The following is a 26,755-nucleotide window of genomic DNA, read 5'->3' as shown; positions in this document are numbered from 1 at the left end:
TGATGGCCAGGCGCTCTCGTACTACCTCGTTTCCCGGTCCATCCGCTCAGCGTTTCCGCTGAGCTTCTCGGCTCCGGGTCGGCGTCCGTGTCGCTCTGACTTGGAATAAGTTACGCGGCGGATAACGCAGAGTCAAATCCGCTGCTCGGGCCGGTGTTTCGCCAGGTCAGAGCCGTGGATCCGGACCGATCGGGGGCTTGAATCACATGGATGTGACTCAAGCCACCGCGATCTTCATACACCTGCCCGCAGTACCCCTGCGAGGTTCTTCTTTCCGCGCCGCAGGACCAGCCAGCGTCCGTGCAGGTAGTCGCTGTCGGCGGGGGTCCATTCCAGATCCGAGACCCGCTCGTTGTTGACCGAGGCCCCGCCTTCGTTCACCGCACGCCGGGCGGCGCCGCGACTTTCGCTCAACCCGGTGGCGACGAGCAGATCCACGATGGTGCTCGGCTCCCCCGCGGCCAGCTCGGCGACGGCGGCTTCGCGCAGCGCGGCCCCCAGCGTCGGCTCGTCCAATTCGCGCAGCTCGCCGCGACCGAACAACGCCTGACTCGCCAACTGCACCGCGCGGGTGTTCGCCTCACCGTGCACCAGGGTCGTCATCTCGGCCGCCAGCCTGCGCTGCGCCTCTCGCGCATGCGGCCGCTCCGCCGTGGCCACCTCGAGTTCGGCCAGTTCCTCCCGCGAGAGGAAGGTGAACCAGCGCAGGTTTCGGATCACATCGGAATCGGCCGTGTTCACGAAGTACTGGTACCAGGCGTACGGGCTGGTCATCTCCGGATCGAGCCACAGGCTGCCGCCGCCGGTCGACTTGCCGAACTTCTTGCCATCGGCCGAGGTCACCAGCGGAACCGTGAGCGCGTGCACCGAAGCGCCGTCGACGCGACGGTTCAGCTCGACGCCCGCGATGATGTTGCCCCACTGATCCGAGCCGCCGACCTGCAACGTGCAGTCGTAGGTACGACGCAGCTGCACGTAGTCGTTCGCCTGCAACAGCATGTAGCTGAACTCGGTGTAGGAGATGCCCTCACCGTCCAGCCGCCGCTTGATGGTGTCGCGCGTCAGCATGACGTTCACCGAGAAGTGCTTGCCGACATCGCGCAGGAAGTCGACGGTGGACAGCTGCCCGGTCCAGTCCATGTTGTTCGCGATCACCGCGCCGGTCGGCGAATCGTCGAGGTCGACGAACCGTTCCAGCTGTGAACGGATGCGTCCGGCCCACTCCTGCACGGTGTCGGTCGAGTTCATGGTGCGCTCGCCGACGTCGCGCGGGTCGCCGATGAGTCCGGTGGCGCCGCCGGCCAGCACGATCGGCCGATTGCCCGCGCGCTGGAAACGCTTCAGCGCGAGCAGTGGCACCAGGTGTCCGGCGTGCAGGCTGGGCCCGGTGGGATCGAAACCGGCATAGACGGTCAACCGTCCCGCGTCCAGGGCCGCACGCAGCGCGTCCAGGTCGGTGGATTGCGCGATCAGTCCGCGCCAGGTCAATTCGTCGATGATGTCGCCGCTCACGGTGTCCCATCTTTCCGCACGGGTAGTTGGTGGCTCGAGTGCACCTCAGTGTGTCGGCGTTATCCGCCGCAGGTCGAGCGAATTACGCGGCGTCGGCGAAGCCGCGGACGAGGATGTCCACGGTCAGCGCGAAGCGGGACGCGAAGTCGAGGCCCGCCCCCGTAGCTAGTGATTCGGCGAGCAGTGGATAGGCATCCGCGTCCGCCTCGGCCTGGGCCGTGTCGGCTTGCTCATGGCCGGGGGTTGTCCCGGGCTCGGCGAGGGTGTGGCCGATGACGAATGTCATCACGGCATTGACGATGTCCATCGCCCGGTCGAGCGGCACGCCCTGATCGCACATCACCGCCAGGCCCGATTCCAGAATCCGATAGGCGCCGGGCGAGTTGACCGGCCTGGTCGCCAGAATGCCCAGTGTCGCGGGATGGGCGAGCAGTGTCGCCCGCAACCCGTGCGCCATCGTGGTTACCGCTTCGGGCCACGGCAGGTCACCGGCGGGCAGCAACTCCGATTGTTCGAGCAGGCGCTCGACCATGCCGTCCAACAGGGCGGCCTTGCTCGGCACGTAGTGATAGAGACTCATGCCGTCTACCCCCATGGCCGCACCGAGCTTGCGGGTCGACAAGGCGGTGAGCCCGTGTTCGCCGACGAACGCGATCGCCGCGTCCAGGATCTTCTCCCTGGTGAGCCCGGCGCGCGGGCGGGACCTTCGATCAGCCACACGACCATCCTTCCAGGTTTTTCTTGCACTGCAAGATAACTGGAAAGGCCCTCGAAGATGCTGATCGCAGCCATGTCCCGCCGCCTCAACGACGGGGTCGATTACGCAACCTTCCGCAAGGCGTGGATCCCCGACGAAACCGTCCCCGGCGACCCACGCACCCGCGTACTCAGCGCGTTGAACATCGACGACCCTCGTGAGCTGTTCACCCTCGCCCTCATCGAGAACGCCGAGCCCGCGGACATTCCGGTGTGGATGGACCGCATCGCGCCGATCGAGAAACGCCGCTACGAACGCATCAAGCACCTGGTGGGCGAACCGACCTTGAACGCCGTGTACCAGGTGATCACGGAAGACGATCTCTCCCAACCGATTACGGAATGACCCGCAAAGCGGCACGACGATCGGCGGACCGAAGTCCGCCGATCGTCCGCATTGTCGAATTGTTCAGCGGGACAGCATTTCCCGCACCGCGACGATGCTGTCGCGCCGCTCGTAGGCGATCCAGGCGAACACCACGGCCAGCACCAGCGGGAAGGGCGCGAGGGCGGGCGCATCCAGCAGGAACGCCTGGGTGGCGGCGGCCAGCACCATGGTGATCGACAGGCCCGCGGCGGCCAGCCCGCTCAGGCGGGGCACCAGCAGGCCGATGCCGCCGGAGAGCTCGACGACGCCGGTGAGGTAGCGGAACCAGTCGCCCCAGCCGATGTCGTTGAAGGACTGCACGGCATCTTCCTGGCCGAACAGCTTCGGCAGCGCGGAGGCGATGATGAAGAACAGGCCGAGCAGGATCTGCAGGGTCCAGAGCACGCGGTTCAGCGTCTTGCCGGGGCGAGCGGTGGGGGCGGCGGCGGGAACGGCGGTCATGATGTCTTCCTTCAGGTCGGTCGCGCTGGGTGTTAGCGCGTTCACCTGATAGGACGTGGCCCCTGGAGAAAACTCATCGGTGGCCGCGAAGAAACTTCAGGAGGCCTCGGCGCGCGGTGCGCGGGGACTGCGACGGTAGGTAGAAACCGCGGGCGACGACGGTAGCCAGAACCGCCATGGCAGATCCGCCGCAGTGCTCACACCGACCCGCGGACCACTGGCGATCTGCTTCGCGGCAATGGCGTCGCCGAGTTCCAGCCGGATCGTCGAGGACGGCTCGAACAGCGGGGTTCCGTAGTCGCTCAACGTGATTCCCAGCGCACTGCCGAGATTGCCCGGCCCCCTTGCCAAGTCGGCATCGGAACGCGCGGTGCGCCGCCGCGCGCGGGCCTCGTCCAGCCCGGCCACCACCTCACCGGACCTGATCAGCGCGGCGCTGGCGATCCCGTCCGGCCCACTCGTCACATTGATGCAGGTGTGCATGCCGTAACTGAGGTAGACGTACAACACTCCGGCCGGGCCGAACATCACGGTGTTGCGTTTGGTCCGCCCGCGCCCGGAATGCGAGGCGGGATCCGGCCACGGCCCGGCGGGATCGCCCCCGTATGCCTCGACCTCGACGATCCGCACGCCGACCGCGCCGGACCAGAGGGTGGCCCCCAGCAATCGGCGGGCGGCGACGGGCGGTTCGACGGCTAGCTCATCGGCACACACAGCCGCCATTGTCCAAGACGGCGACTACGACAGTTGCACCAGCCACTCCGCGACGCCCTTGTGTCCGGAACAGGTGCCACTGCGGTGCTGACTCCAGCTATAGGTGCCGTCGTTGCAGTGCGCGGTTGCCCCCGATGGCGGGGTGGCGGCCTGTTGTGGCCGCGGCACGCACTTTTTGTCGACGTTCTCGTACTGACTCGCCGGACACGCGGTGTGCAGCGCCGGTGTCGCAGCTGCGGGCGGGGATACCAGGGCCGCGATGCCGACGACGGCGGCGAACAGCCCGAGCAGAGATTTCGTTCTCATTGCGAAAGTCCTTGCGACAGAATGACATTCGATGAGATACGTCAACGATCTCACCGGTCGCAACAACCTACCGCGCGCCGGCGGGGCTCCGGTATCGGTCAGACGATCTACAGATACGAGCTGTGCTGACCGCTCCGCAAGGTGATCAGGTCATCGGTGATGACGGCGGCATAGCCCACCGCGACCAGCGCCGCCAGCTGCCCCCACGACACCCACACCACCCCGATCGGGATGGTCGCGGTGACGGCGGCGGCCGCGATCAGCCGACTCCACGACCGCGGCAAACGCAGTGCCCGACGGAAGAAGAACTGGCCGAGGAAATACAGCGCGACTCCGCCGGACAACGCGGCGGCGGTCGGGACGGACGCGGGTTCGTTGCCGTGCGCGATGCTCATCGAGATGCCCGCCGCCGTCACGATGATGCCGATGAGCAGGACGTACAGCGAATACCCGTACGCCAGAACCGCAGGCCTGGACCGTTCATGATCGGGTACCGCGGCGAGCGCGTGTTCCCCACGCTCGTCATCGATGCCGAAATACGCCCACCACAGCACGTAGGCCAGGCACAGCCCGAGCGCCACGGTCGCGATGAGCGGCACCGTGATCTTCTCCCCCGCCAGCCCCACGCCGATGGCGACGATCGACTCGCCGATCGCGACGATGATCACCAGCCCGTGCCGCTCACAGAAATGACTGGCCCGAATCCGGAAGTCGCCGGTATCGACCAGATACGGGGTCAGCACCTGCACCGCGAGCGCCGCACCCCAGCAGGCGTACTGATGCCAGCCATGCACGAATCCGCCGGCCAGCACCAACCCGGCGGCGAGGGTATTGAGCGGCGCGATCCGCTTGATCGCGAGGACGGCGGACTCACCACCGTTGCTATAGAACAGCGCCGTGTGCACCGCGGTGATCACGAAGTAGCCGACGCCGAAGGCCACTCCGGTGCCGTGGAAGGCGTCCGGAATGGCCAGTGACACCACGAAGAACCCGAACATGCCGATCAGCAGCCAGGTGCGCCGGGCCGAGCTGTTCGGCGCGACCTCGTTGGTGAGGAAGACGAATCCGCTGTACATCCACCAGATCACGCCGAACAGCAGTGCGACCTGACCGAGCGCCTGCCACCCCGGATGGTGGGTGAACACGTGGGTGAGCTGGGTGATGGTGAAGACGAAGACTAGATCGAAGAAGAGCTCCAGCGTCGACGCCCGTAACTGGCCCCCGTCGGCGGACACTGTTGGGTTTTCATTGGTCACCGCAGGAGCCTAAATCGGACACGCCGCCGACGCCCACCGGACCAGCGGGCGCGTCGCCACGAGTTAGCCGAGGGGGTCGATGTACAGGCCCTTGAGTTTGCCCGGGTTCACCTGGAATCGCAGATTCTGGATTCGGCCGTCGACAATGTCGTAGGTGAAGGCGCCGCCCGGGTTTCCGCCCATGCAGGCGAGCGTGCCGAGTTCGCCGTTGATGTACGCGGATTGCAGCTCGAAGCCCGCGGAGACCGGCTTGGCGAACACGCCGAGCAGCCAGCGGGCCACGTGGTCCGGGCCGTAGAGCGGGCGTCGCGCCGCGGTCACCACGCCGCCGCCGTCCGACCACAGGGTGACGTCGGGGGCGAGCAGATCCATCAGTGCGTTGAGGTCGCCGCCGGAGCAGGCGGCCATGAATTGTGCGGTGATGTGGTCGCGTTCGGCCTTGTCGGTGTCGAAGCGCGGGCGCCGGGACTGCACGTGCGCGCGGGCGCGGTGGGCGATCTGGCGGATGGTCGGTTCGGGACGGTCCAGGGTGTCGGCGATCTCGGCGTGCGTGTAGCCGAACACCTCGCGCAGCAGGAAGACGGCGCGTTCGACCGGTGTCAGGGTTTCCAGCACCACCAGCATCGCGGTGGAGACGGTGTCGGCCAATTCGGTCTCCTCGGCGATGTTCGGCGTGGTGAGCAGGGGTTCGGGAAGCCAAGGGCCGACGTAGTTCTCGCGGGTGGCGCGGGCGGAGGTGAGCCGGTTGAGGGAGAGATTGGTGACGGTGCGCACCAGGTACGACTTGGGGTGGCGCACCGTCGCCTGATCGGTCTCGTGCCATTTGAGCCAGGTGTCCTGGAGGATGTCCTCCGCGTCGGTGACGGTGCCCAGCATTCGATACGCGGTGGCGAAGAGTAGCCGCCGGTGTTCGAGGAAGGGATCTTGCCGGGGTGTTGCGTCGACCATCTGGTCATGCTCCCAAATCCGCTCGGTGCAGGTCACGCGGGCTGGGTGGTGGCCGGGCGGCCTGCCTTCAGCTTGACCGGGACGTTCATCCGGCGGCTGAACCGGAAGAGCGGGACGGGGCTGGCGCTGACCGATTCCTTGTAGGCGGCGGCCAGTCGGCCGGTCAGGTAGCACCGTCCCGGTGTGTCGTCGGACCTGGTGAACTGGATGACGCCGTCGCGGCGGCCGAGGCTGACCGGCTGGTGGAAGTAGCCGAAGCGGAACGGCCGCACCGTCTTTCCGCGCAGCTGCCGGGCGATGGTGTCGGCGGTGTAGGCGGCGGTCGGCATGCCGCTCTGGCAGGTGCCGTGGATCTGGCCCCATGGCATGCGGACCGCGGCCGCGTCGCCAACGGCGTGGATGTTCGGGTGCGAGATCGAGCGCAGGGTCTGGTCGACGACGATCAGGCCGCGTGCGTCGGTTTCGATGCCTGCCTGTGTCGCCAACGGGGCTACCCGGGTGCCGGTGGTCCACAGCGTCATGTCGGCGGAAACGATTGTGCCGTTGGACAATTCGACCGCGTCGGGGAGCACCTTGGTGACGGCACTGCCGATTTCGCGGATGATGCCGAGGCGATCGAGGGTGCGGTTGAGGTAGCCGCGGGCCTTGTCGCCCATCATGGTGCCCGGCGCGCCGACGCTGATCAGCGTGACGCGCAATTCCGGGTGGCTGTCGGCGATCTCGGTTGCCGCCTCGATGCCGGTCAGTCCACCGCCACATACCGTCAACGTGCCGCCTTGGGCCGCAACAGCATTCAGCCGGTCGGCGAAATGGCGTGCGGTGCGCGGATTGTCGAGGGTCCAGGCGTGGTCGGCGGCGCCGGGGACGATGCTGGTGTCGGTGCTGCTACCGAGGGCGTACACCAGGTCGTCGTAGGGCAGGGTTCGATTTCGGTCGACCACAACGTGTCCGGCGGCCGGGTCGATGGAAGTGGCCCAGCCCTGGACGAATTGGATGCCGGTGCCGGTGAGGATGTCGTCGATGCGGTAGTCGGCCAGTTCCTGGCCCGCGGCGACCTGGTGCATGCGCAGGCGTTCGGTGAATCGTGGCGACGGGTTGACCAGGGTGATGCGAACGTGTTGTTTCCTGGTTCGCCGGGCCAATCGCACGGCGGCCAGCATGCCGGTGTAGCCGGCGCCGAGGATGACGATTCGATGTTCGGTGTTCATGGCGTTGCTCCGATGGTCAGGTCACCGGGGTTGGTGACGACCATGGGACAAACAGCTCGGGGCTGGCGTGACAAGGTGTGGCTGTGATCCGGGTCATATGATCTGTCAGCTCTTTCCCAGCGCCTCTGTGCGGATCAGCTGGAACAGGCTGGGGTTGTCGGTCGTCGTGACCACGCTGACGATCTTGCGCACGAAGGTGTCATCCTCGACCAAGCGGAGCAGGCTTGCGGCCAGGTCGACGCGGGCGGTGTAGCGCTTGTCCGCGTGGCCCTCGTGTAATCGGTTACGGCGCCGATTGGAACTGCCTCGATCTGGTGAACCGGCACGGTCCGATCAGTGCGGGCGCGCTGGCCAAGCTCGCCGGGTTGCATCCGGCGACGATGACGGGGGTGCTGGATCGGTTGCAGCGGGGCGGCTGGATCACCCGCGAGCGCGATCCGGCGGCCAGTGATCGGCGTGCGGTCACCATCCGGGCTACCCGTGAGCGCAATTCCGAGCTCTACCAAGTGCTTTCCGGGATGAACAATCGGATGGACGAGCTCTGTGATCGGTATACCGAGAGCGAACTCGAGTTGATCGCGGACTTTCTGCGGCGTACCGCCGCGGCTGGGCACGATTCGGCGGTCGAGCTCGGCGAGTGACCCTGGTGTGGCGGTACGGAAGTCAGGGGGCGAAATAGGGACGCTCCCGGATGTGCCGGGGCGGGGCTGATTTCTACCGTCAGCAGATGGTTTCGGTTTCTCGTCCGCGCAGGTGGCGGCGGTTGTTCATGGTTCTCGGCTCGCTCGTCGTGCTGTTGGCGCTTGCGATCGGCGGGGGCGTCACCCTGGTGTTCGTGAATGCGGCCGTATCCACTGTCGGCAGTACGGATTTCAGCAATGAGCTCGCCATTCCGCCGCTCGCGCCGTCGCAGGTGCGTCCGGACGGGACGCGGGAGTTCGAGCTCGATATGCGTTCGGGGCGAACGGAATTCCGGCCTGGGCAGGCGACGGCGACCTGGGGGTTCAACGGCAGTTACCTCGGTCCGACCTTGCGGGCTCGGCGTGGCGAGAAGGTCGCGGTCACCGTTCACAATCAGCTGCCCGAGGCGTCGACGGTGCACTGGCACGGGATGCATGTGCCTGCGGCGATGGATGGTGGGCCGCATCAGATGGTGCAGGCGGGCGCTATGTGGACTCCGCAGTGGACTGTGGATCAACCCGCCGCCACGCTTTGGTATCACCCTCATCCGCACGGTGTGACCGAGCAGCATGTGCGGCGTGGGCTTGCCGGGATGTTCCTGCTCGATGACGAGGTCTCCGAATCACTGCCGTTGCCGAAGAACTACGGTGTCGACGACTTGCCGGTCATCGTTCAGGACATGAAATTCCTTGGCGCCGAGCTCGATTCGTCGCATGGGATCTTCCGTGACGTCGGGTTTCTCGGCGATCAGACGATGGTCAACGGGACGCTGACGCCGTACCGCGACGTCGGCGACGAGCTGATCCGCCTGCGTCTGCTCAATGCCTCGACGGCGCGGATCTACACCTTCGGCTTCGCCGATGAGCGCGAATTCTCGCTCATCGCAACGGATGGCGGACTGACGGAACGCCCCGTCGTCCTTGATCGACTGCAACTATCGCCGGGTGAGCGCGCCGAGATCGTGGTGCGGGTGCGCCCCGGTGAGCGAACCGTGTTGCGCAGCAACAAACTCGACGCCGGACTCGACTTCTGGAACCAGCGCTTCGCCGGTGGTGACGACACCTTCGACATCCTCGAACTCCGTGCCGCCCAAACCCTGCGCCCCGCAACACAATTGCCCGCGGCCCTCGCCCACCCGTCCACCCCCGACGGCTCGGACTCGGTCCAGGAACGCCGCTTCGACATCAATCTCGCAGGCATCAACGGCAAGCCGATGGCAATGGACCGAATCGACCTCACCGTCACCCGCGGCAGCACCGAAACCTGGACCGTGCACAACAACGACGGCATGCCACACAACTTCCACATCCACGACGTGCAGTTCCGTGTGCTCGCCAGAAACGACGGTCCGCCGCCCGCCGAACTCACCGGCCCGAAGGACACCGTCTTCCTCCCTCCGAACGCCACCGTCGAGCTCGCCATGCGCTTCGACGGGCCCGCCGACCCCAACACTCCCTACATGTACCACTGCCACCTGCTCTGGCACGAGGACCAGGGAATGATGGGCCAATTCGTGGTGGTCGAACCGGGCGGATCAGCGGGCCCACCGCCCCAGCACCACGGACACTGAGCCGGGATCAGCCTGCCATCCATCGATCCCGCGCCCCTGCATGGCTACCAGGTCGTACAGACCGATCTAACAGCCCTGGCAACCGCCGTCCCACGATCTGATGCCGTTCGTCGCATGCCACGACTTGGCTGCGCAGCGACCACGCCACTCGGCGCGGATATCGCGGACACGCCGGGTTGAAGGCATCGGCCCTTGCCCTCGAGGCGTGCTCGCGCTAAATTCATCACACAGTGAATTCAACACTCGATGAATTGAGGCGACCATGTCGCAAAACACCTCATCACCTGCTGTCGAGGTGCAGAATCTGACGGTGCGGCGTGGCGGACGTGAGGTTCTGCACGACGTTTCGTTGACGATTCCGCGCGGGTCGATCACCGGATTGCTCGGTCCATCCGGCTGCGGCAAGACCACGTTGATGCGCAGCATTGTCGGTACGCAGATCGTGGAGTCCGGGGAGATTTCGGTGCTGGGGCGGCCCGCGGGGTCGGCGGAACTGCGGCGGCGGATCGGGTATGTCACGCAGGCACCGAGTATCTACTCCGATATCAGCGTGCATGAGAACGTCGCGTATTTCGCCGCGCTCTATGGGCGGGAGCGTGGTGCTACCGATGACGCGATCAATGCGGTCGGGTTGGCGGAGCATGCGTATCAGCGCGGCGATCAGTTGTCCGGTGGGCAGAAGACGCGGGCCTCGCTGGCTTGCGCGCTGGTCGCTCAGCCGGAGCTGTTGGTGCTCGACGAGCCGACCGTTGGGCTGGATCCGATACTGCGCGTGGATCTTTGGCAGCAGTTGCGTGAGTTGGCGTCCAATGGAACGACTTTGGTGGTGTCCAGCCATGTGATGGATGAGGCCGAGCATTGCGATCGGCTGCTGCTGATGCGTGACGGGCATCTGCTGGCGCAGCTGAGCCCGGACGAGTTGCGGGCCGAGACCGGCGAGCAGAACCTCGAACGTGCCTTCCTCACGCTGATTACGACGGGGCAAGCGGCATGAACACAGCACACAATCGCTGCGCGGCAGCGTCGAACACTAGGCAGGAACCATGACCGCCATACTCGAGCCCGCGACACGACGGACTCCCACCCTTCGCCCGTACATCGCGACGACCACCCGCATTCTGCGTCAGCTGCGCAACGATCACCGCACCGTCGCGATGATCGTGGTGGTCCCCGCACTGCTGATGACGTTGCTGTACTTCATCTATCGGGACACACCGACCAACCCGTTCAACCCGGTGTCACTGTTCGATCGGGTCGGCATCAGCATGCTCGGCATCCTGCCGTTCATCGTGATGTTCCTGATCACCGCCATCGCCATGCAGCGCGAACGCACCTCGGGCACGCTGGAGCGGCTGCTCACCACGCCGCTGGCGAAACTCGATCTGCTCGGCGGCTACGGCACCGCGTTCTCGCTGGCCGCGGCGGCGCAGGCGGTGGTGGCCTGTCTGGTGTCGTTCGGTCTGCTCGGTCTGGAATCGGTGGGCAGTCCCGGGTGGGTGGTGTTGATCGCGGTGGTCGACGCGGTCTGCGGGGTCGCGTTGGGTCTGCTGGCAAGTGCGTTCGCGCGCACCGAGTTTCAGGCGGTGCAGTTCATGCCGGTGGTGGTGGCGCCGCAGATCTTCCTGTGCGGCTTGCTCGTTCCGCGCGGGGAACTGCCCGGCTGGCTGGAGGCGATCAGCAATGTGCTGCCGTTGAGTTACGCCGTCGATGCGCTGCAACAGGTTTCGACACACTCGAATGCCACCGGAGCGATGTGGCGCGATCTCGCGGTGGTCGCCGGGTTCGCGGTGGTCGCCCTGTGCCTCGGCGCGGCGACGCTACGGCGGCGCACTCCGTGACGGCGAACGGATCCGATACCGGGGATCGCCCCGCCCGCTCCGGGCGCAGGCCCGGACAGTCCGGCGCGCGCGAGGCGATCCTGGCCGCGGCGCGCGTGCGGTTCTCCGAGGCGGGCTTCGACAAGACGTCCATCCGCGCGGTCGCCTCGGACGCGGGTGTCGATCCCGCGTTGGTGCACCACTACTTCGGCACCAAACAGCAGTTGTTCGGCGCGGTCGTCCAACTGCCGGTGAATCCCGAACTCACCCTCTCGGCCGTCGACGCCGCCCCGATCGATCGGCTCGGCGAAGCGATCCTGCGCGCGGTGCTCGGCGTCTGGGACTCCCCCGCCGGCCCCGGCATCGTCGCGATGGTCCGCAGCATCATCGGCGGCGGTGACAACTCGCTCGCGCGCGCATTCATCCTGGAGGTCGTCATGGAACGCGTCCGCCTCCGCATCGCCACCCCCGACGACGACGGCCGCCTACGAGTAGCCCTACTCGGCTCACAAATGATCGGCCTCCTGATGGCCCGCAAGGTCATCGGCATCGAGCCCATGGCGTCGGCCCCCGCCGAAGACCTCATCACCGCCATAGCCCCCACCCTCCAGCGCTACCTGACCGGCGAAATAGACACACCCCCAACCAAACCCAACTGAGTCGACGCTGGCCATCATGGCCCGTTCGGGGATGCCACAACCTGGCCGAGCGTTCGAGCGGGACTTGGTGGCGAGGGTCGAGTGTGTGCGTGGCCTGGTCCCGTTGGGTCAGGCTTCTACGGGCTGCTCGATGAAGTCGGTGTGTTCGGCGTCGGAGACGTCGCGGGCCTCATCGATCAGCAGCACGGGGATGCCGTTGTCGATGGGGTAGGCGCGGCGCAGGCGGGGGTTGTAGAGGACGGTGCCCTCGGTTGCGCGGACCAGCAGTAGTGGGCCCTTGTCCTGGGGGCAGGCCAGCAGGCTCAACAGCGTGGCGTCCAAGGTGTGCTCCGACATGAGCAAAACCTACCCGACGGGGCTGTCTGCTTCGACCGGCGGTCGGCGCCGGAACGAGATGTGGCGGTGGCCGAAGTAGCTGACGACGGCGACCAGGGCCATCACGACGACCGCTGCGGGTTTGTCGGGGAAGTGCCAGACCGAGACGGCCAGTTCGAGCAGCGCCATATTCAGCAGCAGCCCACCGGAATTCACCGCGACGAAGCGCAGGAAGTCGCGCAGCAGGTGCCCGCGCACCCGGAACACGAGCGTGCGATGCAGCACGAACGCGATGACGATGCTGACGGCGTAGGCGGCGGCCACCGCGACGGACGGCGGCACATTGTCGCCGAGCACCGCCAACCAGACAATGGTCAGCCCGATCCCCAGCGCGGTATTGAATCCGCCGACCGCGGCGAACGCGACCTCCTGCCGCTGCACGAGACGCAGCAGCGGACCGGGTTTCGCCTGCTCGGTACTGAGATCGTCCGATGGGTCGATCGATTCGGCCGCAGAGCTGAGCGCCAGGCCGGACACCGACGAACCGACTGCGCCGCTCATCGCATCGCCCCCACCCACAGCGTGCACATCCTGCCCATCGACCAACGAACCCGAGCCCCGCGTCACCGTCGGCGCGACCCCGTCGGCACCCGCGGACGCCGCACTTCGCTCACCGTTGAAATCCATCAGACGCCCACCTCCAGTCGCGCCAGGCACTCTATCGCCCCGACGCTCCGGCCGGGTCGACGGGCGCACCGATCGGCCCGCCAAGCCACACATCGGCGGCCACCTTCATGATCAAGGGGAACTGGTGCAGTTGGGCTCTCGGGCCGATACCAGCATCAGTTCCACCTGATCATGGTCCAGCTTCGGAAACGCCCAGAAGTACGCCAAAGGACCGGCTACGCCCCGCCGCGATGGGGTCCGACGTCAACGATTCGCGTCGACCAGGTCCGGTTGTGGGGTGGTCGGTTCGTCGGTGTCGGCGGGGTTTGCCGAATCGAGCCCGTCGTCGCGTCGCCGACTGCGCAGGAAGGCCCACTGCAGCACACCGACGCCGAGGAGGCCGAGGAGTGCTGACCCCGCGCCGATCTTCCAGCCGGGTGGGCGCCAGCCCAGGTCCAGGTCGCCGTTCTTGGTGCCTGCTGGGATATCCAGTGCGACAAAGGTTTTCGCGACTACCCGGATCGGGATGTCGTGGCCGTTGAGGGTTGCTCGGTAGCCGGGCCAGCCGAGGCGGGCGAAGATGACCTGGCCGCCGTTGTCCGAGTTCACTCGGACTCGGCTGGTCATGTCGGATTCTTCGACCGAGGTTGCGGTGACGCCGGTGGTGGCTGCGACTCTGCCGTTACGGGTGGAGATCAATCCGCCAACCCGTTCCAGCACGGAGATCTGCTGCTCGTGGCCGGGGTAGTCGACCCACTTCCAGCCGTCGGGTGCGGGTTGGTTGCGGGCGTCAGGGTACATCGAGCGCTGCAGTACGACCCGGTCGACCTTCATCAGGTCGACGATGGTGCGCCCGGTGGTCGGTTCGACCTCGAACGCCCGGCGGAACGCGTCGGGGCACACGCTGGTGTCCCATCGCATGCAGAGCATCTCGCCGAACCAGAAGTGCCCGTTGGGGGTGTAGCCGCTGACGTAGGTCAGCTCGAGATCCTTGGCGTAGTTGCCGAAGACGAGCGACCCGTAGGCGCCCTTCAGGTTCTTCTCCGCGGGCGGGATCGGTCCGCGATCGGCGAGTTGCAGTGTGGTGCCGGTGAAGTCGGGGAACGCGGCCTTCATCTCGGACCGGTTCTCCGGCAGGTTCCAGCTCATCGGCGTCGGCTGCGCGGCACGCACCTGGATGTAGGCGATCGGGAACACGGCAACGAGCGTCAGCACGCAGGCCGCGACCATCCCCCGGGTACGGCCGAGCCACACCACCGCCGCACCGAGCGCGGCCACCGAAAGTGCCGCGACCACATGCCAGCCCAGCTCGTCCGGCGCCGCGGAGAACGAGCGCACGAACAACAGCCCGATCAGCACACCCGCCGCGACACCACGCCGCCGCCAACCATCGAAGGTGGCGAACCGACCGAGCAGCACACACACCAGCACCAGCAGCCCGAGCGCGACCATCGGCAACACCCGCGCAGGCCAACGCAACGGCCCGATGGTGCCCGGCCCCGCCGTCCACATCAACGCCATGATCGCGACCAACGCGATCGCGGTGAACTCCCGCCAGTTCTCCTTCGCCTTACGCCAATCGATGAACGCCAACCCCGGAATCAGGAACCACGCGATGTAAACCACCGGCATCGGCTGCACATAACCCCACCAGGAGCTGTACGCAGGCAACGTGCTCGGCAGGCTCGCATTGAGCGACTCCGACCACGGCACGGTCAGGAACTGATCGTTGTTGATCTGCGCGGTGCCACGCCAAGTCACCTTCGCCGACAACATGCTCGGCAGGTAGGTCGCCAGCCCGGCCAACGCCGCGCACGCCGACGCCGCGAGCAACCGCAGCGACGGCACCCACTTGCGTTGGTAGACAACCTCACCCACCGCCACAGCGCCGATCATCAGGCCGGCCTCGACCGCGGGGAAGATGTACTGCACCGAAATCGCCAGATACAGGAAGACGAAGGTAGGAATCGGCCCACTACGCCCGCGCGCATAGCGAACACCCGACGCCCACGCATGCACCAACCACGCGGTCCCGACAAACGCGGTGTACCAACTGGCCTCGTCGAAGAACAACAGCCACCCGGTGAACGGAATCGAGATCCCCGCGACCGAAGCCCACGGCGCACTGGCCCCGTACTCCAAACACACCCGGTACACACCGAGCCCGAGCACGATCGCGAAGATCAGCTTGACGATCGTGGCGTAGAGCGCGACGTTGTCCACCGAGGGCGCGATCAGATCGATCAGCAGCTGCGGCGGATTCAGCAGCCCCGCCTCTTCGATGGCGTAGTTACCGGCCATCCAGTGCTCGGGGATCATCGCCGGGAACTGCCCGTCCCGCAGGCGATTCCCGAGCATCACCCACAGCGGGGCGTACTGCGACTCGGTGTCGTCGGTGTAGAAATGCCGGACATTGGCCAGCAGAACGGCACCGTATCCGGCCAGCACACCGAGTGCGGTAATCAAGCCCCACTTGTACACGTCCCGCCGGGCGAGGGCGCTGCTTTCCACCACGAGTCCCAGACCCTACATTGCGGCGGGCTGTGCCTTCGCACGCCGCCGCGACCGCACGTACAGCCATTGCAGTACACCGGTGCCGACCACGCCGGCGGCCAGGGCGGCGATGCCGATCTTCCAGCCCGGCGGCCGCCAGGTCAGCACCAGTTCGGCGTTCTGCGTGCCAGCGGGAATGTCAACGGCGACAAACGATTTCGCCACGGTGGTGATCGGAATCTGTTTGCCGTCGATGGTGACGCGATAGCCGGGCCAGCCGAGCCGGGAGAACACCACGCGACCGCCGTTCGGCGAGCTGACCCGCACCCGGCTGGTGGTGTCGGTCTCGGAGATCGACGCCGCTGTCACGTTCTTGTTGGCCGCGACCCGCCCGTTCACCGTCGAGATCGGCCCGTCCACTCGTTCCAGCACCGAGATGAACTTCTCGTGACCGGGATAGTCGACCCACTTCCAGCCGTCCGGCGCGGGCTGGTTGCGGGCGTCCGGGAACAGCGCGCGCTGCAGCACCACCCGATCCAGCTTCATCAGATCGGCGAGGTCGCGTCCGGTAGTCGGCTCCGGGGTGAACATGCGCCGGAACGCGTCCGGGCAGACGCTGCTGTCCCAGCGCATGCACAGCAGCTCACCGAAGTAGAAGTGACCCGTCGGGGTGTAGCCGTTGACGTAGCTCAGCTCCAGCGACTTTGCGTAGTTGCCGAAAACCAAGGAGCCGTAGGCACCGTCGAGCGACTTGTCCTCCGGTTGCACCAGCCCGCGCTCGGCGAGCTGCAACGTGTTGCCCGGGAAATCCGGGAACGCGGCCTTGGCCTCGGAACGATTGGTCGGCAGATTCCACGTCATCGGGGTCGGCTGTGCGGCCTGCACCTGGAAGAACGCGATCGGGAACATCGCGACGATCACCAGCACACACGCCGCGGCAATGCCCTTGATCCGATCCAGCCACAGCACCGCGACACCGAGCGCGACGATCGCCACGGCCGCGAGCACATGCCAGATCACGTCGTGCGGATCGGCGGAGAACGACCGCACCCACAGCAGCAGGATCAGCACCCCCGCGGCGATCCCGCGATTCTTCAGATCCCGTGTGGTGCCATAGCGCGCGAGCAACACACACACCAGCACCAGCAGCCCGATGGCGAGCATCGGCAACACCCGAACCGGCCAGCGCAGCGGACCGATCGAACCCGGCCCCGCCGCCCACATCAGCATCATCACCGCGAAGAACGCGACCCCGAACAGCTCGCGCCAGCTCTCCTTGGCCCGCCGCCAATCGATGAACGCGAGCGCCGGAATCAGGAACCACGCGATGTAGGTGACCGGCATCGGCTGCACGTATCCCCACCAGGACGTGAACGCGGGCATCGAGCTCGGCAGGCTGGCATTCAACGATTCCGACCACGGCACCGTCAGGAACTGATCGTTCTTGATCTCCATGGTGCCGCGCCAGGTCACCTTCGCCGACAGCATGCTCGGCAGGAAGGTCAGCAGCCCCGCCAGCCCGGCGCAGCCACCGACCACCGCCAGCCGCGCCACCGGCCACCATTTGCGTCGGTAGACGATCTCGCCCACCGCGACCGCGAGCAGCATCAGCGCCGCCTCGACCGCCGGGAAGATGTACTGAGTCGAGATGGTCAGATAGAGATAGACGAAGACCGGAATCGGGCCGCCCTGGCCGCGCGTGTAGCGCACCGACGACGCCCACGCATGCACCAGCCACGCGGTGCCGGTGAGCGCCGTCATCCAGCTGGCCTCGTCGAAGAACAGGAAGAACCCGGACAGCGGGAACGCGACACCGGCAACCGCCGACCACGCGGGCCGACCGCCGTACGCGAGGCAGATCCGGTAGACGCCCAGCGCGGCGATGATCGCGAAGATCAGTTTGACGACGGTCGCGTACAGCGCCATGTTGTCGACGGACGGCGCGATCAGATCGATCAGCAGCTGCGGCGGGTTGAACAGGCCCGCATCGTCCATCGTGTTGTTGCCCGACATCCACCGCTCGGGCACCAGCACCGGGAAGGTGCCGTCGCGCAGGGCGTGGCCGAGGCCGACCCACAATCCGGTGTACTGGGATTCGGTGTCGTCGGTGTAGAAGTGCCTGGCGTTGGCGAGCAGGACGGCAACGTAGCCGAGGACCACGCCGACGGCGGTGATCAGTCCCCAGCGGTAGACGTCGCGACGAGAGGCGGGATCGTCCGGGCCCGCGGTGGCGGCAGCACCGGTCGCCCCGGCGGTTCCGGCCGGAACTTCTGCCTCGACCGGGTCACCCCCGTTGACCTCGGCGGACCCTGGGCGCGTCACCCTCGACACTGCACTATCCGTCACGAGTTCCAAACCCTACACAGCAGTGTGGCGCTTGGCATCCGGCTGCCGACGCGTCGATGATGGTGGGCATGCACACGGCGGTAGCGGAAGGCCCGGAGGCGGCAGCTCGCGTAACCACGGAGGGACCCGCGGACGCCGCATGGATTCGGCCCCCGATCCGAAACCCGCACCATGCTAGAGTTCTGGGCGGCTCGGGCCCTGCTGTCCAGCGGGGAACACCGGCACGCACCGTCATCGAAAGTCGATCCAGCTGATGCCGATTCCCTCCCGCACGCCCCGCCCCGCCGCGGTCACCCCGAACGGCAGGCCGTCCCGGCCGCACGCCGTGTCCGTGGTCGTCCCGATCTATCGTGGCGAGGACACCATCGGCGGCTTGGTCGCCGAACTGCACGAGCTCGCTCGTCCCACCCAGACGCCCGGCGGCACCACCTTCCAGGTCGACGAGATCATCCTGGTGCACGATCGCGGTCCGGACCGTTCCGACGTGGTGCTGCAGGAACTCGAGCAGGCCTACCCCGAGGTGCGCACCATCTGGCTGAGCCGCAACTTCGGCCAAGACGCCGCGACCATCGCGGGCATGTCCGCGGCCGGCGGCGACTGGATCGTCACCATGGACGAGGACGGCCAGCACGATCCGCAATTCATCGGCGCCTTCCTCGATGCCGCGCTGAACGAACGCGCCGAGCTGGTCTACTCCAAGCCGAGCAACACGCGCCCGCACGGTTTCCTGCGCAATCTCACCTCGCGCGGCGCGAAGCTGGTGCTCGCGACGCTGTTCGCGTTCCCCGACTCCACCCGGTTCGAGAGTTACCGGCTCATCCGTGGCGCCATCGGGCGTCAGCTGGCCGAGGTCGCGTCCAACGGTGTGTATCTCGACGTCGCGCTGACCTGGGTGGTCGGCACCGTCGCGCAGGTACCGGTGGTGCTGCGCGCCGAGGGCCGCGAAGACTCCGGCTACAACTACCGCCGCTTGTTCTCGCTGTTCTGGAAGATGGTGCTGTGCAGCGGAACTCGCGGCCTGCGCCTGGTCAGCCTGCTCGGCGTGAGCCTCGGGCTCGGCGGCGGCGTGATGGCGGGCATCATCGTGTACGAGGCACTCACCACCGACAACTGGGCGCCCGAAGGCTGGGCATCGATGATCGTGGTGCTGCTGCTGGTTTCGGGTGCGATCTTGTTCTCGCTCGGCCTCATCGCCGAATACCTCGGGGTGGCATTGCATATCCTCGTGGGTAAGCCGCTCTATCTGACCGTCGATTCACCGACGCCGCGCCCGGTAGCAGCGGCGGACCCGGACGCCGCCGACTACCCGGCCGGCGCCAGGGAACTGACCACGACCACCGCGAACAAGGGGAACGACCGGGTTGAGCACTGACCGCATCATCTTCAGCCGCCCGTTTCGAGCGAGCCGCGAACTGGCCAACCTCGGGACCGTGCTCGGCTCCGACCACAGCCACGGCGACGGGCCGTTCACTGCGGCGGCGACCGAGAAGCTGAAGGTCATCACGGGGGCGCCGCACGCGCTGCTGACCACCTCGTGCACCTCCGCGCTGGAGATGGCGGGCCTGCTGCTGGAACTGGGTCCCGAAGATGAAGTGATCGTCCCGAGCTTCGCGTTCACCTCCACCGCGACCGCCATGGCGTTGCGCGGGGCCACCTGTGTGTTCGCGGATATCGATCTCGAGACCGGCAACCTGGACCCGGCGTCGGTGGCGGCCGCGGTCACCGAGCGGACCAAGGCCGTGGTGGTCATCCACTACGGCGGCGTCGGCGCCGACATGGAAGGGCTGCTCGCCCTGGCCAATACGCACGGCTTCGCCATCGTGGAGGACAACGCGCACGGCCTCGGCGGCCGGTGGCGCGGGCGCCCGCTCGGCACCCTCGGCAGCCTGGGCACGCTGAGCTTCCACGACACCAAGAACGTGCACTGCGGCGAGGGCGGCGCGCTGCTGCTCACCGACGAGATCCTGATGGCGCGCGCGGAGATCATCCGGGAGAAGGGCACCGACCGGGCCCGGTTCCTGCGCGGCGCGGTGGACAAGTACTCCTGGCAGGACATCGGCTCCAGCTACCTGCCCAGCGAACTGAACGCCGCGGTACTCGACGCGCAGCTCGACGAATTCGACACCATCCAGGCCGGACGGCACCGGGTGTGGGACGCCTACGCCGCCGCGCTCCCGGAATGGGCCGCCCGCAACGACGTTCGGCTGATGACCGTGCCCGGCGACCGCGAGCACACCGCGCACCTCTACTACCTCCGCACACCCACCGAGGAACGCCGCGACGACCTGATCGCCCACCTCCGTGTGCGCGGCATCGTCGCCCCGTTCCACTACGTGCCGCTGGATTCCAGCCCCGCCGGACTCAAGCTGGGCCGCACCCCGCAGCCCTGCGTGCGCAGCGCCGAGTTCTCCGGAACCGTTGTGCGCCTGCCGCTCTGGCCGGACCTGACCGACGAGCAGGTCGGCCGCGTCATCGAAGCCGTAACCGACTTCACCGTCTGACGCCCGCGCCCGTCCCATCGTTCAGCCGCACGCTTTCTGACAAACGCACGCGTGTCAGCACGGCAAGTCCGTGTGCGGGAAATCAGGAGGCGTGCGGCTATCAGCCACCGGCGGCGAGCACGTACAACTTCTCCGGCCCCGCGACCAACTCCCACCACACCACCCGCGACCGAGTGACGTCGCAGCCGCACACCTTCTGACAAACGCACGCGTTTCAGCGCGGCAAGTCTGGGTGCGGGACATCAGAAAGCGTGCGGCTGTCAGCCATCGGCGGCAAGCACGTACAGCTTCACCGGCCACCCGCAACCAACTCCTCCACACCACCCGCGACCGAGTGGCGACGCAGCCGCACACCCTCTGATAAACGCACGCGTGTCAGCGCGGCAAGTCTGGGTGCGGGAAATCAGGAGGCGTGCGGCTATGGCACCCACGTCAGGCGTTGAGGACGTACAGCTTCTCTCGGCCGCCCGCGATCAGCTCCTGCCGGACCACGCGTGACTCGTACGGATGGAAGAACTCGTCCAACGTGGTCTCGGTGAACCGGTGCGCCTGAACCCCGTCGCCCGCGTTGGTGAACCGCTGACCGACGGCCGCCAGCACGCGATTGTCACTGCTGGCCATGTTGCGCACCGGTTCGGCGATGATCACCTGTTTGTGTGCGGCGGCCAGCATTCGGTCGAGCACGGGCTCGGCGGCGGGCAGGAAGTGGTAGAGGCTGGCCTGCATCAGGACGTAGTCGGCCTCGGGCAGCGGGGCGTCGGAGCTCAGGTTCCAGACCTTGCCCTGTCCGCCGGCTTTGGTGAGCTTGGCGACGAATCGGTCGTTGCGGTCGAGACCGGTGTAGTCGACCGACTTCTGCCGCAGATAGCGGGTGTACAAGGTCGCGGGTCCGCAGCACAGATCGACCACGCTCGCGCCATCCGGCACGAGCCCCTCGACCGCGCGATACCGAGCCGTGTAGTACCGGCCGTACAGCGCACGGATCAGCAGCTCGTAGACGGTGGCGTTGCGGTAGATAAGGCTCGTACTCACCAAGTACTCCTGACAAATCGGGCTGCAACGTCCGCGTGGGATGGTACGGCGCGAGCCACCCGCACGCGCGACCGGGTCGAGCCGCCGAACTGGTGAATCCGGCGGCTCGACAACTCGATTCGGGTCAGCTGTCGCCGAGGATCTTCGGCGCGTCGTCCTCGGTGAGGATCTCGTAGGCGTCGGAAGCCCGGTTGTACCACCAGGTGTCGGGCCCGGGCGTCGGACGTCCCGCCGCCTGCACCGCGCGGGTGGACGGCCGGTACGAGGAACTGCGCGGGATCTCGTCGACCACGTAGACCAGATCCGGACGCTTGTCGGGTTCGAGCGCGCGCAGCGCCTCGGTCACGTCCTTCGGATCCAGCCGTAGGCCATCGCGCACACTGACCGCGGCGACGGCGATGCAGTGCTTACCCACCCCGCCGACTCCGTCGGCTGCCGTCCCCCGGTGATCACCGACCTCCAGGCCGTAGGCGACCTCCATGTCGACCGAGGTGATGTCGTTGAGGACATCGACGATCGGCTGCCCGTACACCGGCCCGCGCGGGGTGTGGATCACCGTGTCCTTGCGGTCGATCAGCCAGTAGTCGCCGTCGCTGTCGCGGCGGAACAGATTCTCCGTCGGCATCCAGGAGTCGCCGGGCGCGAACACGCCGCGCAGCCCGCCCGCGGAGATGTCCACCCCGTCGGAGGCCTTGCCGAGCATCAACCCGACCTCGTTGTCCACGCACCGCCGGGCATAGCCCGAGCCGTCGACGAGGATCTCCTCGGCGATCGGGTCGTAGGCGACCAGTTCCACCTTGGCGGTGCCGGGCACCGGCCTGCCCTTGCAGCCGCGCTTCACGCCCTTCACATTGGCCAGCACCACGTCCCCCTCGATGGAGGCGTAGAACTCCAGCACCCGCGCCGGGTCGAACTGCTCGGTGGTGCGCCGCCACAGACCCGCGGGCATGCCGGAGCCGATGAACAGTCGAATCGGGTGCCGATGCCCGGCCGGGAAGACCTCGGCGTCGAGGATGTCGCGCAGCATCGTCCAGGTGTAGGTGACCACGGTGACGCCGTAGCGGTGCACCTCCTCGGCGAACTGCGCCGGATCCAGCGAACGCGCCAGCGCGATCCGGCTGCCGCCCGCGATCGCGCCGCCGAGGCTGACTAGTAGCCCCGACGAATGATGCAGCGGCGCAAGGCAATACACCGTGTCCCGGCGGTCAAGATCGGCCGTGGTCGCGGTGCCGAAGGCGGACAGCGCCCAGCGGTGGTTGCTGATGAACTTGGTCTCCAGCCGGTCACCGGTGCCGGTGACGAGCACGAACGCCAGCTCGCGTGCCAACCCGGGATCGGCCCGATACCACCCGGGCAACTTTACCTGGGCCGGATCGATCTGTTCGAGATCGATCACCTTGTCGCTCAACGGAATATCGAGCTGACGGGAGTCGCCGCCACCGAGCACCAGCACCCGCCCGCCGGTACTGGCCGCGTGCCGCAGGTTCTCCGGATCCGTGACAACCGTGTCGACGCCGGTGATTTCGAGGGCGCGGGCCAGCTCACTGCCCGGGGCGAGCAGCACCGCCACCGCGCCGAGCCGGGACAACGCCGCGACCGTCGCCAGCGCGCTGGGCCGGGTCTCCATGATCACGCCGACCCGCATCGCCGGGCGAATGCCGACCGAGACCAGGCCACGCACCACATTGTCGATCCGGACGTTCACCGCCGCATTGGTGTGCACCCGATCCTCGAACAGGAACAGATCCTTCAACGGCGCGCGCCTGCCCTGCTCGGCGATCAGCCGCCCGAGCGAGATGCGGGTATGCGGCTGGATCATGCCGAGCCTGGTCAACCGCGGCAACGCCCGTGCGGCCTCACCGGCCAGCTCGACCGACCCGCGAACCGTGTTGCTGGCGATGCCCTCCAGGGCCTTGCCGACGCCCGCACCGGCCTCCGCCAGCGTCGCGGCGGTGTGCACCGCCCGGGTGGCTGCCGAGCGCGGCCGGTTGCTGTCGACGTGCTCGGCCATCCGGTGGATCTCCGGCGGCAGCACCTTGTCGCGTTCGAGCCAGTCGATCCACTGCCGCACCATCGGCCAGGTGTGGTTGGTCGCCGTGCTGCCCGCGACCAGGCCGAAGTGCCCGGCGACCAGGTTGGCCTCGTATACCTCCGCGTTCGGCGCGGCCCGCACGATGCCGCGCACCGCCGCGGGCTGGCCGATGTCGTCGACCTCGCCGACGAACGCCAGGATCGGGCACTTCAGCTCGGCCAGCGAGACCGGCTGATCGCGAATCACGAAGCCGCCCAGCATCAATCGGTTGTGCGCGACGAACTGCTTGAGCAGATCCGCGGCGGCCGGACCGGCGTAACCTACCCAGCCGTCGCTGTTCAAGAACCGGCGCTGACGCTCCTTGGGCAGCAGCGCCTCCCGGTCGTGCAGCTGCCGCAGGAAGTCGAGCCTGGCCTTGGCCGTCTTCATCGGGTCGAGCAACTGGAAGCCGATGCGCACCATGGAATCGGTGATCGGCAGCCGGGTGACCACGTGATCGGCCAGGAAGTCGGCGACGTCGGACACCATCCCGTAGGGCAGGCCGAACGGCATGCCCGCGACCACGTCGACGGGACTGCCGAACGTCACGATGCTCTGCACGCCCTTGCCGTACCGGTAGGCGGCGACCTGGTAGGCGAACATGCCGCCCTGCGAGTAGCCCATCAGGTGCACGGCGCTGCCGGTCGCCTCGGTCACCGCGTCGATCGCGCTGCTGACCGCGAGGACGTGGTCGGCGAGGTCACGCTGCCAGCCGCCCTCTTCACTGGCGGGTGAGCCGAAATCGACCACCCAGCAGTCGATTCCGCCGCGTTGCAGGATGCCGACGGCGCCGTCCTCGACGTTCACGTCCCAGATGTCGGCGTTCACCATGAGCGGCGGTACGAGCAGCGCGACGGGTCGGCCCGGGGTGGTGTCGTCGGGGAAGTAGTGCCGCAGCCGGTACATCCGCCTTCTCTCGACCACCTCGAACGGGGACGACTCGACATCGTGGGTCAACCCGCCGAAGCGGATGACCTCCAGGCCGTTCTGCGCGGTTGCCATCAACCGCTGCACCGATCCGACCAAATCCTTCGCACTGAACTTCAAGATCGCTCCTGGCCCTACCCTAGAACGTAAACCTCATCATCCGCATCCGCGTACACCACCGAAGGGATACCCTTCGGCCCCCGAGAAGTGCGCTGCGATGTGTTCAGACGAGCTTCCCATACCGTGTGTCCATTATGTGTCCGCTGTGACACGATCCATGCACGTTATGCGGGGTCAGTGGCCGATTACTGACAGATCGACGCGCGACGGAAGGCCTCGACCGGTCACCCCGAGAACGAACCCGAACGCCACGTCGGGACGATTCCGGCGTTACCCCCGGCGTCGAGGCCGCATACGGTAGCCATCCGACCGCGATCTGTCCGCGGTTCCCCCATCCCGCCACCGGAAGTTATGCCCCGGCTATCCGATCGGCAGCGTGTCGTAACCATCCGCGACGGCATCCGTCGTTTCGCTGCGTGCCACCCGACGCCCGGCCTACGATCGATGCCGTCTGGAACGCACTGTCGCGTAAGCCATTTCGCTTGAGTAACTGATTTCCCGGGCCGTCTCGCCCGCCTGTTTGCTGTGCCGAAATAGCCGTCTCCGCAACAACCATCGACTCGTTTCGCGCGCCGATCCTGTCGGGGCGATCACCTGTCGAGGTGAGGACAACGCATGACCATCGAGCTGCCGGTCCACACGGAAAACAACGTACGCAAGAGCCTCAGCACCTCCGCCGCGGCCAAGCTGGCGCACACCACCAAATCCGAACCCCAGATGCAGGGCATCAGCTCCCGCTGGCTCACCCGCATGCTGCCGTGGACCCAGGTCAAAGGCGGTGTCTACCGGGTGAACCGACGGCTCACGCACACCGTCGGCAATGGCGAGGTGGAGTTCGACATCGACGGCGGGCAGGCCCGCGTCATTCCGACGGACTTGCGGGAACTGCCCGCGTTGCGCGATTTCGACGACGAGGAAGTGCTGCAGGCCCTCGCCCAGCGGTTCCAGCAGCGGGACCTGGAGCCCGGCAGCGTGGTCGCCGAATTCGGCAATCCGATGCATCAGGTCGTGCTGGTCGTGCACGGCAAGCTGAGCAAGCTCGGCGCCGGTGAATACGACGAACAGACCATGCTCGGCATTCTGGCGGGCGGCAACTACTTCGGCGATCAGGCGCTCACCGACCGGGAAGCCATCTGGCCGGTCACCGTCAAAACCGTCACCAAGACAACCCTTCTCGTACTCCCCCGCCAGGCGCTCGACGAGCTGCTCGGGAACGCCCCGCAGCTGCGCGAGCAACTGTCCAGGCTGGCGGAAGCGCCGACGCAACCGCAGAACACCAAGGGCGAGGCCGCGATCGAGATCGCCTCCGGTCATGCCGGTGAGCCGCTGCTGACCGGCACGTTCGTCGACTATGACGCCGCGCCACGGGAATACGAGCTCAGCCTCGCGCAGAGCGTGCTGCGGGTGCATACGCGTGTCGCCGACCTGTTCAACGACCCGATGGATCAGGTCGAACAGCAGCTGCGCCTCACCGTCGAGGCGCTCTACGAGCGGCGCGAGCACGACCTGGTCAACAGTCCCGACTTCGGGCTGCTGCACAACTGCGACCTGAAGCAGCGCATCTCCACCGAGTCCGGTCCACCGACCCCCGACGACATGGACGAGCTGCTCAGCATGCGGCGCAGCACCAAACTCTTTCTGGCACATCCGAAAGCGATCGCCGCGTTCGGTCGCGAATGCAGCAAACGCGGGCTGTATCCGGATCCGGTCGACGTGGACGGCCACCGGGTGCCCGCCTGGCGCGGCGTGCCGATCTTCCCGTGCGGCAAGCTCGCGGTCAGTCCGACGCAGACCACCACGATCCTCGCCATGCGCACCGGCGAGAAGGATCAGGGTGTGGTCGGCCTGCACCAGACCGGCATACCGGACGAGTACGAGCCGAGTCTCAACGTCCGCTTCAAGGGCATCGATGATCAGTCGATCATCTCCTACCTGGTCAGCTGCTATTACTCGGCCGCCGTGCTGGTGCCGGATGCGCTCGGCGCGCTCGACAATGTCCTGGTCGCTCGGCAAACAGACTGACGAGGT

The 26,755-nt window shown here is 66.9% G+C and carries 23 protein-coding genes; 9 read left to right on the top strand and 14 right to left on the bottom strand.

From position 1 onward, the window contains the following. Nucleotides 1–234: 234 nt before the first annotated feature. Both tyrS and ACQPW1_RS17520 read right to left on the bottom strand, forming a co-directional pair. The gene (gene tyrS / locus ACQPW1_RS17525) at nucleotides 235–1,512 is read right to left on the bottom strand and encodes a tyrosine--tRNA ligase (protein ID WP_433663750.1); all 1,278 of its coding nucleotides are present in this window, start codon (nucleotides 1,510–1,512) and stop codon (nucleotides 235–237) included. 82 nt (nucleotides 1,513–1,594) lie between these two features. Next, nucleotides 1,595–2,230: a TetR/AcrR family transcriptional regulator C-terminal domain-containing protein gene (locus tag ACQPW1_RS17520; protein ID WP_433663749.1), complete on the bottom strand. Its 636-nt coding sequence runs from the start codon at nucleotides 2,228–2,230 to the stop codon at nucleotides 1,595–1,597. A gap of 57 nt (nucleotides 2,231–2,287) precedes the next feature. Here ACQPW1_RS17520 and ACQPW1_RS17515 point away from each other — a divergent pair, with 57 nt between their 5' ends. Continuing rightward, on the top strand, nucleotides 2,288–2,614 hold the full coding sequence (locus tag ACQPW1_RS17515; protein WP_433663748.1) for a hypothetical protein: 327 nt from the start codon (nucleotides 2,288–2,290) through the stop codon (nucleotides 2,612–2,614). A gap of 63 nt (nucleotides 2,615–2,677) precedes the next feature. Here the strand turns inward: ACQPW1_RS17515 and ACQPW1_RS17510 are convergent, their stop codons facing one another. From ACQPW1_RS17510 to ACQPW1_RS17485, 6 genes are all read right to left on the bottom strand, one after another. Further along, complete coding sequence (locus tag ACQPW1_RS17510; protein ID WP_433663747.1) at nucleotides 2,678–3,097, bottom strand: DoxX family protein; 420 nt, start codon at nucleotides 3,095–3,097, stop codon at nucleotides 2,678–2,680. Between the two features lie 96 nt (nucleotides 3,098–3,193). Beyond that, nucleotides 3,194–3,820, bottom strand: coding sequence for a DNA-3-methyladenine glycosylase (locus tag ACQPW1_RS17505; protein ID WP_433663746.1), 627 nt, complete (start codon nucleotides 3,818–3,820; stop codon nucleotides 3,194–3,196). 15 nt (nucleotides 3,821–3,835) lie between these two features. Beyond that, nucleotides 3,836–4,117 (bottom strand): DUF3761 domain-containing protein, encoded by a 282-nt coding sequence (locus ACQPW1_RS17500; RefSeq protein ID WP_433663745.1) that lies wholly within the window; start codon nucleotides 4,115–4,117, stop codon nucleotides 3,836–3,838. Nucleotides 4,118–4,224: 107 nt separating this feature from the next. Continuing rightward, nucleotides 4,225–5,373, bottom strand: coding sequence for a low temperature requirement protein A (locus tag ACQPW1_RS17495; RefSeq protein ID WP_433663744.1), 1,149 nt, complete (start codon nucleotides 5,371–5,373; stop codon nucleotides 4,225–4,227). Between the two features lie 63 nt (nucleotides 5,374–5,436). Then, a complete protein-coding gene (locus ACQPW1_RS17490; RefSeq protein ID WP_433663743.1) occupies nucleotides 5,437–6,321 on the bottom strand; it encodes an RNA polymerase sigma-70 factor in 885 nt (294 codons plus the stop codon). Between the two features lie 32 nt (nucleotides 6,322–6,353). Next, nucleotides 6,354–7,529 (bottom strand): NAD(P)/FAD-dependent oxidoreductase, encoded by a 1,176-nt coding sequence (locus ACQPW1_RS17485; protein WP_433663742.1) that lies wholly within the window; start codon nucleotides 7,527–7,529, stop codon nucleotides 6,354–6,356. A 224-nt stretch (nucleotides 7,530–7,753) separates the two neighbouring features. Here ACQPW1_RS17485 and ACQPW1_RS17480 point away from each other — a divergent pair, with 224 nt between their 5' ends. From ACQPW1_RS17480 to ACQPW1_RS17460, 5 genes are all read left to right on the top strand, one after another. Further along, nucleotides 7,754–8,170: a MarR family winged helix-turn-helix transcriptional regulator gene (locus ACQPW1_RS17480; RefSeq protein ID WP_433663741.1), complete on the top strand. Its 417-nt coding sequence runs from the start codon at nucleotides 7,754–7,756 to the stop codon at nucleotides 8,168–8,170. Nucleotides 8,171–8,256: 86 nt separating this feature from the next. Beyond that, nucleotides 8,257–9,780, top strand: coding sequence for a multicopper oxidase family protein (locus ACQPW1_RS17475; RefSeq protein ID WP_433663740.1), 1,524 nt, complete (start codon nucleotides 8,257–8,259; stop codon nucleotides 9,778–9,780). A gap of 262 nt (nucleotides 9,781–10,042) precedes the next feature. Further along, nucleotides 10,043–10,774 (top strand): ABC transporter ATP-binding protein, encoded by a 732-nt coding sequence (locus tag ACQPW1_RS17470; protein ID WP_433663739.1) that lies wholly within the window; start codon nucleotides 10,043–10,045, stop codon nucleotides 10,772–10,774. 49 nt (nucleotides 10,775–10,823) lie between these two features. Further along, complete coding sequence (locus ACQPW1_RS17465) at nucleotides 10,824–11,618, top strand: ABC transporter permease (protein ID WP_433663738.1); 795 nt, start codon at nucleotides 10,824–10,826, stop codon at nucleotides 11,616–11,618. Further along, nucleotides 11,615–12,256, top strand: coding sequence for a TetR family transcriptional regulator (locus ACQPW1_RS17460; RefSeq protein WP_433663737.1), 642 nt, complete (start codon nucleotides 11,615–11,617; stop codon nucleotides 12,254–12,256). Before ACQPW1_RS17465 ends, ACQPW1_RS17460 begins: the two co-directional genes overlap by 4 nt. 108 nt (nucleotides 12,257–12,364) lie before the next feature. On the opposite strand, the gene ACQPW1_RS17455 is transcribed toward ACQPW1_RS17460, so the two are convergent. From ACQPW1_RS17455 to ACQPW1_RS17440, 4 genes are all read right to left on the bottom strand, one after another. Then, a complete protein-coding gene (locus ACQPW1_RS17455) occupies nucleotides 12,365–12,592 on the bottom strand; it encodes a Trm112 family protein (RefSeq protein ID WP_433663736.1) in 228 nt (75 codons plus the stop codon). A 9-nt stretch (nucleotides 12,593–12,601) separates the two neighbouring features. Beyond that, nucleotides 12,602–13,258, bottom strand: coding sequence for a GtrA family protein (locus ACQPW1_RS17450; protein WP_433663735.1), 657 nt, complete (start codon nucleotides 13,256–13,258; stop codon nucleotides 12,602–12,604). A gap of 243 nt (nucleotides 13,259–13,501) precedes the next feature. After that, nucleotides 13,502–15,748, bottom strand: coding sequence for a hypothetical protein (locus tag ACQPW1_RS17445; protein ID WP_433665270.1), 2,247 nt, complete (start codon nucleotides 15,746–15,748; stop codon nucleotides 13,502–13,504). 15 nt (nucleotides 15,749–15,763) lie between these two features. Then, complete coding sequence (locus ACQPW1_RS17440; RefSeq protein WP_433665269.1) at nucleotides 15,764–17,890, bottom strand: hypothetical protein; 2,127 nt, start codon at nucleotides 17,888–17,890, stop codon at nucleotides 15,764–15,766. Nucleotides 17,891–18,329: 439 nt separating this feature from the next. Between ACQPW1_RS17440 and ACQPW1_RS17435 the strand changes: the two genes are divergently transcribed. Both ACQPW1_RS17435 and rffA read left to right on the top strand, forming a co-directional pair. Then, nucleotides 18,330–19,448: a glycosyltransferase gene (locus ACQPW1_RS17435; RefSeq protein WP_433663734.1), complete on the top strand. Its 1,119-nt coding sequence runs from the start codon at nucleotides 18,330–18,332 to the stop codon at nucleotides 19,446–19,448. Then, nucleotides 19,438–20,577 (top strand): dTDP-4-amino-4,6-dideoxygalactose transaminase, encoded by a 1,140-nt coding sequence (gene rffA / locus ACQPW1_RS17430; protein WP_433663733.1) that lies wholly within the window; start codon nucleotides 19,438–19,440, stop codon nucleotides 20,575–20,577. Before ACQPW1_RS17435 ends, rffA begins: the two co-directional genes overlap by 11 nt. Before the next feature lie 432 nt (nucleotides 20,578–21,009). Here the strand turns inward: rffA and ACQPW1_RS17425 are convergent, their stop codons facing one another. After that, entirely contained in the window at nucleotides 21,010–21,609 is a 600-nt protein-coding gene (locus ACQPW1_RS17425; protein WP_433663732.1) for a methionine biosynthesis protein MetW, read from the bottom strand. Nucleotides 21,610–21,733: 124 nt separating this feature from the next. Then, on the bottom strand, nucleotides 21,734–24,727 hold the full coding sequence (locus ACQPW1_RS17420) for an AMP-binding protein (protein WP_433663731.1): 2,994 nt from the start codon (nucleotides 24,725–24,727) through the stop codon (nucleotides 21,734–21,736). A gap of 615 nt (nucleotides 24,728–25,342) precedes the next feature. On the opposite strand from ACQPW1_RS17420, the gene ACQPW1_RS17415 reads away from it, so the two are divergent. Beyond that, nucleotides 25,343–26,749 carry a family 2B encapsulin nanocompartment shell protein gene (locus ACQPW1_RS17415; protein ID WP_433663730.1) on the top strand — a complete coding sequence of 469 codons (1,407 nt, stop codon included), beginning with the start codon at nucleotides 25,343–25,345 and terminating at the stop codon, nucleotides 26,747–26,749. The last annotated feature ends 6 nt before the right edge of the window (nucleotides 26,750–26,755 follow it).

The sequence above is a fragment of the Nocardia sp. CA-128927 genome (genome assembly GCF_050955855.1).
Lineage (GTDB): Bacteria > Actinomycetota > Actinomycetes > Mycobacteriales > Mycobacteriaceae > Nocardia.
Note: the sequence above shows the minus strand (reverse complement) of the source record. Positions and strands in the feature narration are given on the sequence as shown.

Bases quoted from the DNA above. Each gene is read 5' to 3' on its own strand.
- ACQPW1_RS17515 (WP_433663748.1), top strand. From the start codon at position 2,288: ATGCTGATCGCAGCCATGTCCCGCCGCCTCAACGACGGGGTCGATTAC.
- ACQPW1_RS17510 (WP_433663747.1), bottom strand. From the start codon at position 3,097: ATGACCGCCGTTCCCGCCGCCGCCCCCACCGCTCGCCCCGGCAAGACG.
- ACQPW1_RS17505 (WP_433663746.1), bottom strand. From the start codon at position 3,820: ATGGCGGCTGTGTGTGCCGATGAGCTAGCCGTCGAACCGCCCGTCGCC.
- ACQPW1_RS17500 (WP_433663745.1), bottom strand. From the start codon at position 4,117: ATGAGAACGAAATCTCTGCTCGGGCTGTTCGCCGCCGTCGTCGGCATC.
- ACQPW1_RS17490 (WP_433663743.1), bottom strand. From the start codon at position 6,321: ATGGTCGACGCAACACCCCGGCAAGATCCCTTCCTCGAACACCGGCGG.
- ACQPW1_RS17485 (WP_433663742.1), bottom strand. From the start codon at position 7,529: ATGAACACCGAACATCGAATCGTCATCCTCGGCGCCGGCTACACCGGC.
- ACQPW1_RS17475 (WP_433663740.1), top strand. From the start codon at position 8,257: ATGGTTTCGGTTTCTCGTCCGCGCAGGTGGCGGCGGTTGTTCATGGTT.
- ACQPW1_RS17470 (WP_433663739.1), top strand. From the start codon at position 10,043: ATGTCGCAAAACACCTCATCACCTGCTGTCGAGGTGCAGAATCTGACG.
- ACQPW1_RS17465 (WP_433663738.1), top strand. From the start codon at position 10,824: ATGACCGCCATACTCGAGCCCGCGACACGACGGACTCCCACCCTTCGC.
- ACQPW1_RS17455 (WP_433663736.1), bottom strand. From the start codon at position 12,592: ATGTCGGAGCACACCTTGGACGCCACGCTGTTGAGCCTGCTGGCCTGC.
- ACQPW1_RS17450 (WP_433663735.1), bottom strand. From the start codon at position 13,258: ATGGATTTCAACGGTGAGCGAAGTGCGGCGTCCGCGGGTGCCGACGGG.
- ACQPW1_RS17435 (WP_433663734.1), top strand. From the start codon at position 18,330: ATGCCGATTCCCTCCCGCACGCCCCGCCCCGCCGCGGTCACCCCGAAC.
- ACQPW1_RS17415 (WP_433663730.1), top strand. From the start codon at position 25,343: ATGACCATCGAGCTGCCGGTCCACACGGAAAACAACGTACGCAAGAGC.